The organism is Mycobacterium appelbergii, from assembly GCF_032883035.1.
GTDB classification, from domain to species: domain Bacteria; phylum Actinomycetota; class Actinomycetes; order Mycobacteriales; family Mycobacteriaceae; genus Mycobacterium; species Mycobacterium appelbergii.
The window spans coordinates 451,559-466,835 of the sequence record NZ_JAMQTH010000002.1 but is presented as its reverse complement, the minus strand read 5'-3'; the positions used below and the strand labels follow the sequence as shown (position 1 = coordinate 466,835).

Here is a 15,277-nt window from a genome sequence, read left to right as displayed (position 1 = left end):
ACCGGACCCATGCCCCTGCCCGATCTCGTCCTCGTCCACGGCGGCGAGCACGCCTCCGACTGCTGGGACCTGACCGTTGCCGAATTGCACCGTCTGGCACCGGAATTACGCACCCTGGCGGTAGACCTGCCGGGCCACGGCGCGAAGCGCGGAGACCTCAGAACCTCGACGATCGGCGACTGGGTGGACTCCGTGGTCGCCGACATCGAAGACGCAGGTCTGGCTGGCATCGTGATCGTCGGCCATTCGATGGCCGGCGTCACGGTGCCTGGTGTTGTGGCCAAACTCGGCTCGTCGAGGGTTCGGGAGATGATCCTGGCCACCGCCTTCGTCCCACCACACGGGCTGGCGATCGCGGACACGCTCGGTGGCCCGCTGGCGGTCTTCGCACGACGTGCTGCCCGGATCGGCAGGCCCATGAAGATCCCGGCGCCGGCAGCACAGTGGGCGTTCTGCAACGGCATGACACGCGAGCGGCGCCGATTGACCATGTCGAAGCTTTCTGCCGAATCCGCTCGTATCCCCGCAGAACCCGTGGACCGCAGCGGGCTCCCCGAAGATGTACCGCGCACCTGGATCCTGACCACCCGGGACCGGGCCCTGTCGGTGCCATCTCAGCAGGCGAGCATCGCCGCACTCGGCGGGGTCCAGAACGTGATCGCCATCGACGCCTGCCACGAGGTGATGTTCAGCCACCCGGAACGTTTGGCACAGATTCTCCTCGAACGGTGCCGACTGCGAGAAGTGGACGCCACATGACGCATCCATCACCGGATTGCTTCTTCGTCACCGACGGAAAACATTATCTGCCAACTCCCTTGGCGAGAGGGCCGTGGGGTCCGGCACTCAGCGGGAACTATATCGGCGGGTTGCTCGGGCGAGCGGTGGAGCACGAAGTCGACGATGTTGACCTGCAGCCCGCCCGGCTGACGGTCGACCTGTTCAGACCGGTGGCGCTGCAACCCTTGCAGGTCGAGTCGTCGGTGCTTCGGGATGGCCGCCGACTGCGGGTGGTCGACGCGGTCATGACTCAGAACGGCGTCATGGTGGCACGTGCCAGTGCGTTGTTCCTGCGGCGGGGCGGGCACGCCGAGGACAGGGTATGGACGACGCCCGTCACGATGCCGGCGATCCCGGCCGAACCCGAAGTGGCGGATGACAACCTCCCCATGTTGCTTCATTCATACGGTCGCGATCCGGTCGCAGGCAGCCCGGGTGTCGGCGTCACCGAGTGGCGCCACGACGGGCAGAAGTTCGCGTGGGTGCGGGAGACGAAACTGCTGGTCGACGACGAGCCGCTGTCGCCCTTCACACGAGTGGTCATGGCCGCGGACATCACGAGCTCGTTGACACACTGGGGTAGCGCCGGATTGCAGTACATCAACGCCGATTACACGGTCGCGCTCAGTCGATTGCCGGAAGGTGTCTACATCGGATTGGCTTCGTTGACGCACTCCGGCCACGCCGGAGTCGCGACCGGTGTGGCGACGTTGTTCGATGAGGCCGGGCCGATCGGCAGCGGCCTGGCAACGGCATTGGTGAACCCCGGATTCACGCCGCCGCCGTCGATGGTGTCGCCCTGAGCGGTCCGATCACAGGCGCGCTCAGGTGATCGCCCCTTCGATCTTGAGTTCGATCAGATCGTGATCGCAGAATCCCAGCTCTCGCAACACCTCATCGGTGTGTTCAGCGAACATCGGCGCACGCGCCAAGTGAGCGCCCGCCTCGTCGAACTTCACCGGATTGGCCACCAACCGCTGTTTATTACCCTGTGCATCAACGACATCGGCGATGCGCCCGTTGGCGATCAGCGACTCGTCATTGGCGGCCTCCCAGGCATCCTGCACGGGAGCCCACTGACCGCCGGACAGGTTGAGGAGATGTTTACATTCGTCGAACGTCCGGGTGCCGATCGCCTGCGCGATGAGTGCGGTGGCATCGTCGGCGTGCGCTGCGAGGGACTCCAATGAGGCGAACCGCTCGTCATCGGCAGCCTTCTCAAGACCGAACAGCCGGCATACGGGCGACCAGTAGCGGGTCGGCTGCAGCATCGACAACTGGATGAACCGGCCGTCCGCGCAACGGTAGGCGCCGGTGAGCGGATTACCCAGGGCTTGGCCGCGTTGGTCCATCTTGGGGAGCGGGCAGCCGTACAACATCGCCAAGTTCATGTTGAACTGGTTGGCCCACGCCCCCACTGCCAGAAGCGATACGTCGATCACCGACGTCTGGCCTGTAGCCTGCCTGCCGTACAGGGCCGCGGCGACCGCGCCCGCAATGGTGATCCCGCCCATGTTGTCGCCGTACCCACCGGACGGCATCCCGACCGGTGCCTCAGAGTCCGTGGGCGTCACCCCGTCGGCGCTGCCCGACCGGGCCCAGAACGCGGTGACATCGTGGGCCCCGGTGTCCCGGTCGGGCCCCTCACTTCCGAAACCGCTGCCCGCGACATAGACGATCGACGGGTTGATCCGGCGAATCTCGTCGAGGTCGATCCGGAGCTTGGCCCGCGCCTGCGGTAGGTGGTTGGTCAGGAAGACATCGCTGCGGCGGACGAGTTCCTCGAACACCGGCCGCGACTCGTTGAGGGCCAGGGAAAGTCCGACACTGCGCTTACCGCGGTTGGGGGCCTCCATCACGGGTGAGAACGCGACTCCCGGTGCCGTGGCCGAGCGTCCGGCGACCGTCACCAGTCCCCGTTGCGCGTCGCCCGTCACGGGATTCTCGATCTTGACGACATCGGCGCCCCAGTCGGCGAGTACGGCCCCCGCCGAAGGCACGAAGGTGAACTGCGCGACCTCGAGCACACGCACCCCGGTCATCGGTTTCTGCATCTACCCACATCCATCCTCGAGCCGGGGCTGAGCGTGTCGCAGCGGTGGTTGGGAATTCCGCTGACAACGACCAATATATGCGCTTATCTTTCACTGACGACTCAATTATGAGACACTTAACTGCGACGGTATCAGGGACACCTTCGGCTTGCCGAGATCTGAATCACATAACCAACATAGATTACTAGGTAAGCGTCGTCTATCGAAGACCGAGTAGATCGGCGATCCGTCATCCCGCCTCCTGGACCACAAAATTGTCGCAATGTGGTTGCCACCACACGGTAAGCTTCCGCGTGGTTGATAGTCAAGGAGTTCCGCGCATCGGGGGTAGCGAGAATGGCAGGCACGTCAAGGCGGACGGGTTCGGTCCGCGCCGCGCCCTGGGGAGCCGATGCCCCGGTGGGCGAGGAACAGGCCCGGGAGCGGTTGCTGGCCGCCGCTGAGGCCTGCTACGTCGAACGGGGTCCGTCGCGGACCCGGATGAGCGATATCGCGAACAGGGCCGGCGTGCATCGCCGCACGGTCTACGACTACTTCCCCACCAAGGAAGCGCTGTTGGCCGCATCCTTCATGCGTGCGATCGGTGCTGTGCTCGACACTGCCGAACCTTGTTGGGACACTGACGAACCTTTTCTGGAACAACTCGTCAACGCAATGACGATCGGGATGCGGGCAGCGAGGAACTCGCCAACGATGGCACTACTGATCGGCGCCGACGACCTGGGCCGGACCTTTCACGCGGCCGAGGCGTCCGAAGTCTGGGGCCAGAACCTCGCCGAGGCGCTCGGCCAACGCATCGAGGCAGCAATAACGGCCGGCGAGGTCCGCGACGATCTCACCTCCGAAACCATGGCTCGCTGGGTGACCCGCATCGCGTTCAGCCTGATCGCCGAACCGGGCAGGCCCGAGGACGGCGGCGACGAGGGACTCATCCGCGCCTTCGTCCCAGCCTGTCTCGCTCCACGCACGCAGTAGGCTTCTGCCCAGGTCATGTCCGCTGATCCGCGAGATTGACGTAATGGTCGCTCCCAGAGGCTGTTACGACCATTACGTCAGCCTCGGCGCAACCGGGCCGGCGGCAGCTACCGTCGCTCAGCAGGCCCGGCCGGCGAAGAAAGCGCCAGAGACGATCCCGATGACAATGGCGACTGTGGAGTACCCGAGCGCGGCGGCCACGACGACCCCCGCGACAGCGCCAATACCCAACGCCAGTAGGAGTACAGCGAACAACGCTCCGGCCACTGGGCCACCTTTCTATGACTGTGGCCACAAGCTATCGCATCAGCGCTTCGCGTCACGGCAAAGTCGAGATAAACCGCTAAATATTTAACTTTACGCGGGTGAAGTTCCACGTGGCAGGTCAGCGGCCCCGGAAATCGGGGGCCCGCCGCTCCCGGAACGCGCGCGCACCCTCACCGAAGTCGGCGGTATGGACCAACGCCAACTGTCCGTCGGCCTCGATTTCCTGAACCGACTCCAGCTCGCCCAACGTCGCGGCCGCCAACGCGCGTTTGGTCCAGGCATGAGACAACGTCGGCCCCGTGGATACCGACCGCACCACTTGTTCCAGCACGCTCGCGTAGTCGTCGTCGGCTGTCAGGTGCGAGATCATCCCCCAGCCGAATGCCGTTGCGGCGTCCACCCGTTCGGCTGTCATTGCCATCCGTGCGGAACGGGTCCTTCCGATCAGTCCCGGCAGCAGGGCGCAGGCACCGCCGTCGGGCATCAATCCGACGCGGGTGAAAGCCAACTGGAAGTACGCGGTGGGCGCGGCGACAACCAGATCGCAGGCCAGCGCCAGCGGGCAGCCGAAACCGGCTGCCGCACCGTGCACTCCGGCGACCACCGGTTTCGGCAGCGCCGTGATCGCTTGCACCACCCGATTGGCGGCATGCGCCGCACCGTCGGTGTCACCGCCCGTCAGGTCGCCACCGGAGCAGAAGGCTCGTCCTGCCCCGGTGAGCAGCACCGCCCGCACCGAGTCGTCGGCCGCGGTATCGCTCAGCCGCGCCGACAACTCCTCGAGCATCGGGGTATCGACGGCGTTGAGTTTCTCCGGCCGGTCCAGCCGGATCCGTCGGATCGCACCGTCGTGGTCGACCGAAATCCCGTTCACCACAAGCGGGCCCGCTACAGGCCGAGATCGCGGCCGATAATGTCCTTCATGATCTCGGTGGTGCCGCCGAAAATCGTCATGATGCGGTTGTCCATGTAGTCACGCGCCACCCGGTACTCGGTCATGTAGCCGTAGCCGCCGTGCAACTGCACACACCCGTCGATCACCTTCTTGGCCAGTTCCGTGCACCACCATTTGGCTTTCGATGCCTCGACCGCAGTCAAGTCACCGTCCACTACGGCCTGCAGGCACCGGTCGATGTACTGCTCGCCGATTTCGAGTTCGGTGTCCATCTCGGCCAGCAGGAAGCGATTGTGCTGGAAGCTGCCGATTGATTGACCGAAGGCCTTGCGGTCCTTGGCATATTGGAGTGTCTGCCGCCATGTTTCACGCGCACCAGCCAATGCCGAGATCGCGATGGATAACCGCTCCGACGGCAGATTGTGCATCAGATGATAGAAACCACGGCCCTCTTTGCCCAGCAGATTCGCCGCGGGCACCCGGACATCCTCGAAGACGAGCTCGGCGGTGTCCTGGTAGTGCAAGCCCATCTTCTCCAACTTGCGGCCACGGGTGAATCCGTCCATTCCCTCCTCGACCACGAGCAGGGTGAAACCCTTGTGCCCGGCGTCGCGATCGGTGCGGCAGACCACGACCACCAGATCGCAGTTGATCCCGGAGGAGATGAAGGTCTTGGACCCGTTGACAATCCAATCGTCTCCATCGCGGACCGCCGAGGTACGGACACCCGCCAGGTCGCTACCCGCGCCGGGCTCGGTCATCGCCACCGCGACGATCAACTCTCCGCTGATGATTCCGGGCAGCCAGCGCTGCTTCTGTTCGTCGTCGGCCAGCGACGAGAAGTACGGTCCCACGACGTCGTTCTGCAGGCTCAACGACGGGGCCGGCCCCCCGTAGCGGGCGATCTCCTCGTCGATGACCGCATTGAACCGGAAGTCGTCGACACCTCCCCCGCCGTACTGCTCGGGCATGTTGAACCCGATCAGGCCATATTTGCCTGCCGCTACATACGCCGAGCGGTCGACCAGCCGAGCGCTCTCCCACTGCTCGGCATTCGGTACGAGCTCGCGCTCGATGAACTGCCGCACAGTGTCACGGAACGCCTCATGTTCGGCGTCGAGTACAAGTCGTTTCACTATCTCACTCTCCGTACAGCCGGCGCATCTCGTCGCCGACCTTTCCTGATGTCCGCGAAACAACCTGTGCACCGCGTCTTCTGAGGTCGGTATCCGGCACCGGTAACACGACAGCTCCGGTGGACTTCGACGGCAACAGCACCTTGGCGGTACCGCGGGTGGTGGCCTCATCGCGCTGGCTGGTCGCGAAGACATCCAGCGACACCGTGTCGTCGGCGCTCGCGCCCGTGGCCGTGACCTTGCCGGTCAACCTGTGCACATCGCCGTGATAGTTGAAACCGCGCATCTGCAGGTCCATCTCGGCCAGCCAGCCGTCATCGCCGATCCAGTTGGTGAGCAGGTGGCTGACCCACGCGGCACGCATCTGACCGTAGTCATAGGGGGCTGGGATGCCGAGGGACTGCGCGCGTGCCGCGTCCCAATGCAGCCGCTGCACGACATCGGGAACTCCGTATTCATCGGGCTGATAGAAGGCCGGCATCCGTTTGCGCAACTGGTGGGCGAACTTCAGCGGACCGACGCCGTATCCGCCCCAGCCCCACCCCATGTGCATCGAGATGATATCGACAACGGTCAACGGGCCCTTGATGATTCCGGGAAGCTCGTCGCCGACCGACACGTCCTCCCGCCACTGCGGGTTGGCGCCGCGGCGCACCTCGGCCTCGTACTCGGCCTCGACCTGAGCGAATTCCTCAGGTGTCCAGTGCTTGCGCTCGATGTTCTTGAGCTTGCCGGACTTCTTGGAACCCTGGCGTTCGGCATTGATGTAGGACTCGTCGCGGGTGGCGATCGGATTGCCGTCGATGTCGACGTAGAGATAGCGGTAGGTCTCCTTGACCGAGCGCCCGCCGGAGAATTCGCTGTCCTTGACCTGGACGTCGAGAGTGTAGTTCTCCGCCAGCACCGGACGTCCTGCGTAGATCGGGCGGTACCACGTCCACTTCACTCCCGAGTAGTACTTGCCGGTCCCCCGGAACAACCCGCGGAACAACTTCTTCCGTTCCGGGTCGGTGAACTTCGGCGTCTGATCCAGACCAGTCGCAATGGGGAACGTCGGTGAGGCGATCTGCCCGTGCCAACGGGTGCCCGGCCCGTACACCGGATCGTGGAACAGCGGGTTGTCGTCGCCGCAACCGAAGGCGAACTGGGTGATGGCATCGCCGGACGGCAGCTTGTGCCATGCCTCGTCCCGCTGAAAGACCGGAATTCCGATCTGCGCCTTGGCCCGCTCGATGTCCTCGTCGGTGATCCGGCCTTCTTCGGCCGCCGTATCAGCGCTCTTCTCGGTAGTCGTCATCACCTCTCCTAGAACTTCAGCATGGCGCCGGCGTCGACCTTGAACTGCAGTCCGGTCACGTAGCGGGACTCGTCGGAGGCCAGGAAGCAGACCGCATTCGAGATATCCGACGGTTCTATGTAGGGAATAGGCATGGCCTGCATGAGGGGAAAGGTCTGCAGCGCGTCGTCGCGGGTCGGGGATTCGAGGTCGGGCCGGAACTGCCGGTACATCGGCTCGTTGTTGAGCATGGAGGTGTTCACGTTGGTGGGATGAACGACGTTGGCACGAATGGATTGCGGTGCCAACTGCAATGCGAGCCGCAGCGTGTAGGAATCCACCAACTGCTTGGCGTAGCTGTACCCCGCCCCGCCCGGGCCCTCGGGCCCCGGCGCTCCTGGTTGTGCAGCGATGAGGCCGGCGATCGAACCGGTGGTGATGATCGACGCACCGGATTTCAGATACGGCAACGCGGCGTGCACCGTGTTGACCACGCCGACGAAGTCGACGTCGAAGGCATCGGCGAAGGCCTGCACCGGGAGATCCGCACCGAGCGGACAGATGCCGGCGTTGGCGACGACCACATCGAGCTTGCCGAATTCCGCCACGGCATTGGCGAGTTCGCGCGCCACCGCCGCGCGGTCCCGGACATCGACCTCGGCGGTGTAGGCCTTACGGCCGGTCTTCTCCACCTCAAGACCGGCCTCTTCGAGATCACGCGAGGTCGCCAGCGGGTATTCGTTGGTCTCGATGTCGTGGCAGATGTCGAAGAGGATGATGTCGGCGCCCTCTTCGGCCAATTTCACCGCGTGGCTGCGGCCCTGACCGCGCGCGCCGCCGGTGACCAGAACGACTTTGCCTTCTACACGACCCATGTCAGCGTGCCTTCCATACGGGTTGACGTTTCTGCGCGAAGGCGAGTGGGCCTTCTTGTGCGTCTTCGGTTTTCAGTAGGGCGGTGAACTCACGTGCGGTGCGGTCCCACTTGGGCTCCTCGGCGGCGATGACGCCGCCATCGGCACCGTAGGCGAGTCGCTTGCTGGCCTGTACCGACAACGGCGCGTTCACCGTAATCCGCTCGGCGAGCGCCAGTGCGGCCTCCACCACGGTGCCGTCGGGCACCACCTGGTTGATCAAACCCCACCGCAATGCCTCAGCGGCGGTGATCGGCTCCCCGGTGAACACCAGTTCCAATGCCACCTTGCGTGGCAATTGCTCGACGATCCGGAACACGCCACCAGCGCCCGCGATCAGGCCGCGCTTGACCTCGGGGAGCCCGAAACTGGCGCTCTCGGCGGCCACCACCAGATCGCTGGCCAACGCGAGTTCCGACCCACCGCCCAACGCAGTGCCGTTGACCGCTGCGATGGTGGGCTTGTCGATGAAATGATGCACATAGCCCGCAAAACCCCATTCGGGGTTTGTGTCGTGAAAGAGGTTCTCGCCACGTGTGATCGCCTTCAAATCCGCACCGGCGCAGAACGACTTGTCGCCCGCACCGGTGAGCACCACCGCCCACACGTCCGGATCCTTCTGTGCCGCCTCCAATGCATCTCCGACCGCATTGCTCACGGCGCCGTTGACAGCGTTGCGAGCCTCCGGCCGGTTGATCGTGATGAGGGCGACGTTGCCCCTCCGCTCCACAATGGCGGCGTCAGTCATGAATTCTCCTTCTGCGGATTGTCGGCGTTCTCTGAGTGTGGGTCTGCCTGTCCGGCGCCGAGGTCCGCCAGCATGGCCAACAGGGCCCTGCGGTCCACCTTGAGCGCCGCGCCCCGGGGTAGCGCATCGACGACGAAAATCTGCGCGGGCACCTCGTACGGCGCGAGTACCGCACGGCAGTGCCGGCGTAGAGCGTCACCGTCGGTGTCGGCACCGGCACCGGCACGCAATTCGACAGCTGCAACCGGGATCTGCCCCAACCGGAGATCAGGAATCGGCGCCACGGCCGCGTCTGCGACGGCCGAATGTGCGCGCAGCGCCCGGACCACCGTCTCCGGGGCCACCTTGAACCCGCCACGCACGATGACGTCGTCGGCGCGTCCATCGATGTAGAGAAAACCGTCGGAGTCCAGGTGTGCCAGATCGCTGGTGGTCATCCAGTCATCCGACCCGCCGGCCTGGGGAGTGGCGACTTGCAGTCTGCCCTTTTCACCAGCGTCGAGCACAGCGCCATCCGCATCGACGATCTGCAACCGCACCCCGGGAAATGCGCGTCCGACGCTGCCCTTTTTCTGCGCCCAGCGGGTGTGGAAATCCTTGACGGTCCAACCGGCCACGGCACCGGAGAATTCGGTTGCGCCGTACACCACCAGGACCGGGATGTGGTAGCGCTCGAAGAACGCGTCGACCAGTTCAGGGTCGACCGGGCTGGTGCCGGCGTTGATGGCACGGATACTCGCCAGATCGGCTGCGGGGATTTCGGAATCGAGCACCGATCTCATCGCTGCCGGCGGTAGGCCCGCCACGGCGGGCCGGAACTCTTTGACCACGGCATGCCAGGCCGGCACGGTGAAGCGATCCAACATCGCGACCGGCCTGGCGGCGACCAGTGACTGCAACAGCGACCAGAGACCGCCGATGTGCACGATCGGCAGCGTCACGAGACCGACGGTTCCCGTCAGTGGCGGTTTGGACCGTCGTTCCGGCCGGTCATTGTGCTGCAGCGCCGCCGCCAGGGATGCATCCAGCTGAGCGCGGGTCAGCGGGATACGTTTCGGGGCACCCGTGGTACCGGACGTCAGCATCTCGACGGCGACGGCGACATCCCCGGCCCCCGTGGGTGCGGCGCCTCGCGCTTGCACGATCACCTCATCGCCCTCGACGCTCCACCCGGTCGCGCGGAGGTCCTCGACGGTGCGGGTGAAGACATCGTGCGACCACAGCGCGGACGGGGCCAGCACGTAAGGCACTGCGGCCGCCGCAAGGTCAGCGCTCAATCGTTCCGGCGGCTGCAGGGGGCTGACGATGACCAGGGTGCGTCCGGCACGGAAGATCGCGATGAGAGCGGCGACGGACTCCATTCGGTTGGACAGCACGACCGCCACCCGGCCGCCCTCACCGCACCCTGCAGCGGCGAGCTCCTTGTCGATCTGCTCGGTGAGTGCGCGGACACGTCCCCACGGCTCCCAATGTCCGTTGCACTGCAGCATGCGTGCGTGGTCGTTCGCGTCCCACAGCCGTCCCAGCGCCTCGCGGATGTTCGTCATTGCCACTTTCCGAAGAAGTCTTCTTCCGAAGAATCAGTATTCTATTTAACCTAATCGACATGGTTTACTAGGTCAACGTTGTGGGAAGGATTCACATGGACTTCGGATTGACCGACGAGCAGGACCAACTGGCCGGGGCCGAACGCGCCTGGCTGGTCCGCCACGATCCCCTGCTCCGCGTGCGTGCCGCGCTGGACACTGCGCCGGTCACCGTCGACCCCGCGGCGGTCGCACACGCCGAGGAATCCGGACTGCTGGCCCTGCTCACCCCCGAAATGGGCGGCACCCATGTCGATCTCGCGGTCCTCACCGAAGCCCACGGTTACTCCGCGAGCTCGTTGCCGATCGCCGATCTGGCCATCGCCGCCTGGCTTCTCGACTCCACCGGCATCGAGACCGACGGGGCCTCGCTGATCGGCCTGGCCGTTGTGGGTGAGCAGACCGCCACCCCGGTACCGATGGCCGCCGATATGGACGCCATCGCGGTGGCGCGCCAGGACGGCGGGAAGGAGTACCTGGCGCTGCTTACCGCACCGACGCTGGCCACCATGGCGACCTTCGACCTGACCCGATCGTGGGCACGGGTGAACCCCGACGCCGCCGCCGAGGAAACCGAACTTCCGGCCGGAACGCTGACCGCGGCGCGGGACGCGCTGGCGGTGCACCGGGCGTTCGACGCGCTGGGCGCGGCGGCCCGACTGTTGGACATGACGGTCGAATACGCCGGTCAGCGTGAGCAATTCGGTGCGCCCATCGGCTCGTTCCAAGCCGTCAAGCATCACTGCGCCGATATGGTCACCGCGGTGGAGGCCGGCCGCGCGGCACTGTGGGCCGGTGCCCTCGCCCTGGACACCGCAGTCGGCGCCGACCGCTCGCGCGCAGCGTCGGCGGCCGCGGCGTACGCGAAATCGGCGGCCGCCAGGGTGGCCGGCGATGCCCTTCAGGTGCACGGTGGCATCGGATTCACCTGGGAACACGACCTGCATCTGCTGCTGCGCCGGATCAAGGTCGACGAGGCGCTCAACGGCACCGTCGCCGATCACCGCGCTGCGCTCGTCCTCGGGTGACGAACTAGCGGGCACGGGGTAGTCCCAGGCCGCGTTCGGCGATCAGGTTGCGCATGATCTCCGAACTGCCGCCGGCGATGGTGTACGCGCGGGCGTAGAGCCACTCGTCCTGCCAGCGGCCGGCATCGAGCGCATTGGGGTCGCCTTCCACCAGAAGCCCGTCCTCTCCGCCGAGTTCGACGGCAAACCGCGACATTTCGAGATTGAGCTCACTGAACATCAGCTTGGCCATGGCGGCGTCATGCATGCGCTCGGTGCCGCGCGACCAGCGCGTCACATTGGCGTAGGTCAATGCCGACAGCGCTTCGACCTCCGCGCTGAACTCACCGATCCGATCCCGCACCAGATCACTGTCGATGGCCGGGCGACCACCGCGTTGCACCCGGCGTGCCAGATCCGCGAGCGCCTGAACTGCCAGCCGCAGCTTCACCACCACCGCGCCCACACCGGTCCGCTCGTGCGCCAGCGTGGCATTCGCAATCGCCCACCCCTGTCCTGGCACACCGATCATGGCGTCGGCGGGTACCGTGACGTTGTCGAGGAACACCTCGTTGAAATCCGAGGTTCCGGTCAGTTCCCGCAGTGGCCGAACGGTGATACCGGGGCTGGACATATCGACGACGAAGGCACTGATGCCTTTGTGCTTGGGCGCATCAGAATCTGTGCGCGCCAACAGGTATCCGTAGTCGGCCCAGTGCCCGTCAGTGGTCCACACCTTCTGTCCGCTGACCGTGTAGGTGTTACCGTCGGGCACCGCCCGGGTGCGCAGTGATGCCAGGTCGCTTCCTGCGCCCGGCTCACTGAACAACTGGCACCACAGTTGGCGGCCGGCGCGGATCTCGGGCAGATGCCTACGGCGTTGCTCATCGGTGCCGTAGTGGATCAGCGCGTGTGAGGCAAGGGTGCTGCCGCTCTGTACCCCGGGAGCTCCCGCGCGGGCCAGTTCCTCCCCGACGACGATCGCATGCTCGGCCGAGTGGTCGTCTCGGCCGCCGAACTCCACGGGCCAGTCCGCGCCGGCGTAGCCCGCGTCGAACAGCCTTGCGGTCCAGTCCTTCAGCGCTCTGAGCTCGGTCTCGTTCTCGGCGCTGCGCACCCCGGCCCGCGGCGGGATGGCCGGCGCGTGTTCTGCGATGAATGCCCGCACCTGCGCGCGGAAAGCCTCCAGCTCGGGCCCCATACCGTATTCCACGTTCAGTCTTCCTGTTCGATGTGGTGGTCAGCGAGTCAGTGCCTGCTCGACGCGCTTCTCCTGTAGCGCTCTGAGCAACTCGCCCGCGGCGCGGTCCCGCAACGCGTCGGCACGACCGACCAGCACGGCGTTGGACCGGGCACGACGCAGCAGCAGGTGGATCGGGTGCTCCCAGGTGAATCCGATGCCCCCGTGGATCTGCAGTGCACCCTCGGTGGCGGTGACTGCGGCATCGAGTGCGGACGCAGCGGCAAGATCCACCAGGTACTCGGCCCCTTCGAGACCGGCCTCCGCGGCTTCCAGCACCTGGCTGCGGGAGCCTTCCAGCGCGACCAGGATGTCGGCGCACCGATGCGATATCGCCTGGAAACTTCCGATGGCGCGGCCGAACTGGTGCCGCTCGCCCGCCCATTCGACCGCCATCGCCAGGGCGCGGGCGGCAACCCCAACCGAATCGGCCGCTACTGCCAACAGGGCCTGCCGACGCGCGATACGTAGCACCTGGTCCACGTCGGCTCCGTCCGCCAGTACTTCGCCCGATGCGGCGGTCAGTGTGACGGCGCCGATCGTTGCGGTGAGATCGAGCGGCTGATGCGCGGTCACCGCGACGCCGGTCGCGGTGGTGTCGACGGCAACGAGGACCAGATCATCTCCCGTCGCTGCGCTCGCACCGGCTCCGTCGGCGGTGCGCGCCAGGACGATCAACCACTCCGCAGTCGGTGCTCCCGCCACGATCGGCACCACACCGGTGAGTCCCGCTCCGTCCCATTCGGGCAACTCCGGTCCGCGGGTCACCCAGCCGCCGTCATTGAGCGGCACGGCGAACGCAGCCGGTGCACCCGCAGTGATCCGCTGGACCAAATCCTTTGCCGCGCATTGCACAGCGACGTCGAGTGCAGTCACGGTCGGGACCAATGGTGCGGCCGCCAGTGCCTTGCCGGCCTCCTCGACGGCAGCGTAGAGCAGCCTTGGCCGCGCACCGCCGCCGCCCGACGATTCAGCGACAGCCAGGCCAGGCAGCCCGAATTCGACGAGCGCCGACCATACGGCGGGGTCGGTCGCATCGACCGGGCGCTTCCGATCGAGCAGCGTCGTCACGTCCACCTTGGCGGAAAGCGTCTTCGCCAGCACATCGCGAAGTTCACCCTCGTCTTCCTCGGGCACAGCCAGCGGTGCGCCCGGGGAGACCGCCGCAGGCCGGACGCCCTCACCGCGGTATGACGGCAGGCCGAGCACACTCTCGGCGATGGTGTTGCGCTGGATCTCGGCAGTACCTGCGCCGATCGTCGTGGCCCGGCTCATCAGGTACCCGAATGTCCAGCGCCCGTTGTCCACCGCGTCCGGCGCCCGACTGCCCAGCGCAGCGTGCGGACCCGCCGCGCGTAGCGCGAGGGCGTGCAGGTGCTGTTCGAACTCCGACTTGACCAGCCGGTTCACCGAGGCCACCCCGCCGGGGTCCTCACCGCGCAGTACCGCGGCCAGCGCGCGGGCGCTGTTGGCGGCGATGGTGCGCACCCCGGACTCCAGTCGGGCGACGTCCTGGCGGACCAGCGGATCGTGGTCGAGCGCACGGGACGCGACCAGTTCGGCCACCCGGTCGACGGTGCGCCGGTACTTGAATTCGTCGGCGAGGAACGCGGTGGCCCGCTCGTGCCCCAACGAGGTCCGCATGATCGACCAGCCTGCGCCCTCGTCGCCCACCCGGTTCTCGACCGGTACGGCCACGTCGTCAAGGAACACTTCGGCGAAGTGCGCTGCTCCGCTGATGTCGCGCAGGGGCCGCACCGTGATCCCGGGACTGTTCATCGGGATCAGCAGGTAGGTAATGCCGTCGCTGGGTTTATCGCCGGCGCCCGTGCGTACCAGTGCGAACATCCAGTCGGCCCGGTCGGCCATCGTGGTCCACACCTTCTGGCCGGTGACCCGATACACGTCTCCGTCGCGAACCGCTCGGGTGGACAGTGATGACAGGTCACTACCCGCGCCCGGCTCTGAAAAGCCTTGGCACCAGAACTCGTCCGCGCGCAGCAGCGGTTGGAGGAAGCGATCCTTCTGCTGTTGAGTGCCGTGCGTGATCAGGGTGGGGGCCAGGATGAACGACAGCGGGCACGGATGCGGCGGAGCACCGGCGTCCGTGGTCATCCGGTAGTAGTCCAACTGGTCGGCGAGCGACAGGTCCAGACCACCCACCGCACGCGGCCACCCCGGCGCGGCCAACCCGTTGTCCACCAATTCGGCATGCCATGCCCGCGCCGACTCGATCCGGTCCAACGTGACGCCGGGCCGCACGGTTTGATTCTGGCGATCACGAAACTCGGCGAGTAGCGACTCCAGTCGGGCGCGCCAATCAGCTGTCTGCATCACACCTCGTTACTACTACAACCTGGTTAACTATGTAAGCATAGTGACGAGGGTGCTGCCGGTTG

14 protein-coding genes are annotated in these 15,277 nt (G+C 65.9%); 4 read left to right on the top strand and 10 right to left on the bottom strand.

Annotation, left to right across the window (positions count from 1 at the left end; translation table 11 throughout):
- The first annotated feature begins 9 nt into the window (after positions 1-9).
- Both M1247_RS06510 and M1247_RS06505 read left to right on the top strand, forming a co-directional pair.
- Positions 10-759 carry an alpha/beta fold hydrolase gene (locus M1247_RS06510; RefSeq protein ID WP_317155450.1) on the top strand — a complete coding sequence of 250 codons (750 nt, stop codon included), beginning with the start codon at positions 10-12 and terminating at the stop codon, positions 757-759.
- Positions 756-1,583, top strand: a complete 828-nt coding sequence (locus tag M1247_RS06505; protein ID WP_317155449.1) for a thioesterase family protein — start codon at positions 756-758, stop codon at positions 1,581-1,583. Before M1247_RS06510 ends, M1247_RS06505 begins: the two co-directional genes overlap by 4 nt.
- A 21-nt stretch (positions 1,584-1,604) precedes the next feature.
- Here M1247_RS06505 and M1247_RS06500 read toward each other — a convergent pair whose 3' ends face one another.
- The gene (locus M1247_RS06500) at positions 1,605-2,834 is read right to left on the bottom strand and encodes a CaiB/BaiF CoA transferase family protein (RefSeq protein ID WP_317155448.1); all 1,230 of its coding nucleotides are present in this window, start codon (positions 2,832-2,834) and stop codon (positions 1,605-1,607) included.
- A gap of 336 nt (positions 2,835-3,170) precedes the next feature.
- Between M1247_RS06500 and M1247_RS06495 the strand changes: the two genes are divergently transcribed.
- Positions 3,171-3,809 (top strand): TetR/AcrR family transcriptional regulator, encoded by a 639-nt coding sequence (locus M1247_RS06495; protein ID WP_317155447.1) that lies wholly within the window; start codon positions 3,171-3,173, stop codon positions 3,807-3,809.
- A 117-nt stretch (positions 3,810-3,926) separates the two neighbouring features.
- On the opposite strand, the gene M1247_RS06490 is transcribed toward M1247_RS06495, so the two are convergent.
- The 7 genes from M1247_RS06490 to M1247_RS06460 form a co-directional block, all read right to left on the bottom strand.
- A complete protein-coding gene (locus M1247_RS06490; protein ID WP_317155446.1) occupies positions 3,927-4,076 on the bottom strand; it encodes a hypothetical protein in 150 nt (49 codons plus the stop codon).
- 118 nt (positions 4,077-4,194) lie between these two features.
- Positions 4,195-4,950 (bottom strand): enoyl-CoA hydratase-related protein, encoded by a 756-nt coding sequence (locus M1247_RS06485; RefSeq protein WP_317155625.1) that lies wholly within the window; start codon positions 4,948-4,950, stop codon positions 4,195-4,197.
- A gap of 14 nt (positions 4,951-4,964) precedes the next feature.
- Positions 4,965-6,107 (bottom strand): acyl-CoA dehydrogenase family protein, encoded by a 1,143-nt coding sequence (locus M1247_RS06480; protein WP_317155445.1) that lies wholly within the window; start codon positions 6,105-6,107, stop codon positions 4,965-4,967.
- A gap of 4 nt (positions 6,108-6,111) precedes the next feature.
- Positions 6,112-7,404: an FAS1-like dehydratase domain-containing protein gene (locus M1247_RS06475; RefSeq protein WP_317155444.1), complete on the bottom strand. Its 1,293-nt coding sequence runs from the start codon at positions 7,402-7,404 to the stop codon at positions 6,112-6,114.
- 8 nt (positions 7,405-7,412) lie between these two features.
- Entirely contained in the window at positions 7,413-8,258 is an 846-nt protein-coding gene (locus M1247_RS06470) for a mycofactocin-coupled SDR family oxidoreductase (RefSeq protein WP_317155443.1), read from the bottom strand.
- A 1-nt stretch (position 8,259) separates the two neighbouring features.
- Positions 8,260-9,045, bottom strand: a complete 786-nt coding sequence (locus M1247_RS06465; RefSeq protein ID WP_317155442.1) for an enoyl-CoA hydratase-related protein — start codon at positions 9,043-9,045, stop codon at positions 8,260-8,262.
- Positions 9,042-10,592 carry a class I adenylate-forming enzyme family protein gene (locus M1247_RS06460; RefSeq protein ID WP_317155441.1) on the bottom strand — a complete coding sequence of 517 codons (1,551 nt, stop codon included), beginning with the start codon at positions 10,590-10,592 and terminating at the stop codon, positions 9,042-9,044. The genes M1247_RS06465 and M1247_RS06460 overlap by 4 nt, the downstream gene beginning before the upstream one ends.
- A gap of 95 nt (positions 10,593-10,687) precedes the next feature.
- Between M1247_RS06460 and M1247_RS06455 the strand changes: the two genes are divergently transcribed.
- Positions 10,688-11,659 carry an acyl-CoA dehydrogenase family protein gene (locus M1247_RS06455; RefSeq protein ID WP_317155440.1) on the top strand — a complete coding sequence of 324 codons (972 nt, stop codon included), beginning with the start codon at positions 10,688-10,690 and terminating at the stop codon, positions 11,657-11,659.
- Positions 11,660-11,663: 4 nt separating this feature from the next.
- Here M1247_RS06455 and M1247_RS06450 read toward each other — a convergent pair whose 3' ends face one another.
- A complete protein-coding gene (locus M1247_RS06450) occupies positions 11,664-12,851 on the bottom strand; it encodes an acyl-CoA dehydrogenase family protein (protein WP_317155439.1) in 1,188 nt (395 codons plus the stop codon).
- A gap of 27 nt (positions 12,852-12,878) precedes the next feature.
- Positions 12,879-15,212: an acyl-CoA dehydrogenase family protein gene (locus M1247_RS06445; protein WP_317155438.1), complete on the bottom strand. Its 2,334-nt coding sequence runs from the start codon at positions 15,210-15,212 to the stop codon at positions 12,879-12,881.
- Positions 15,213-15,277 lie beyond the last annotated feature (65 nt).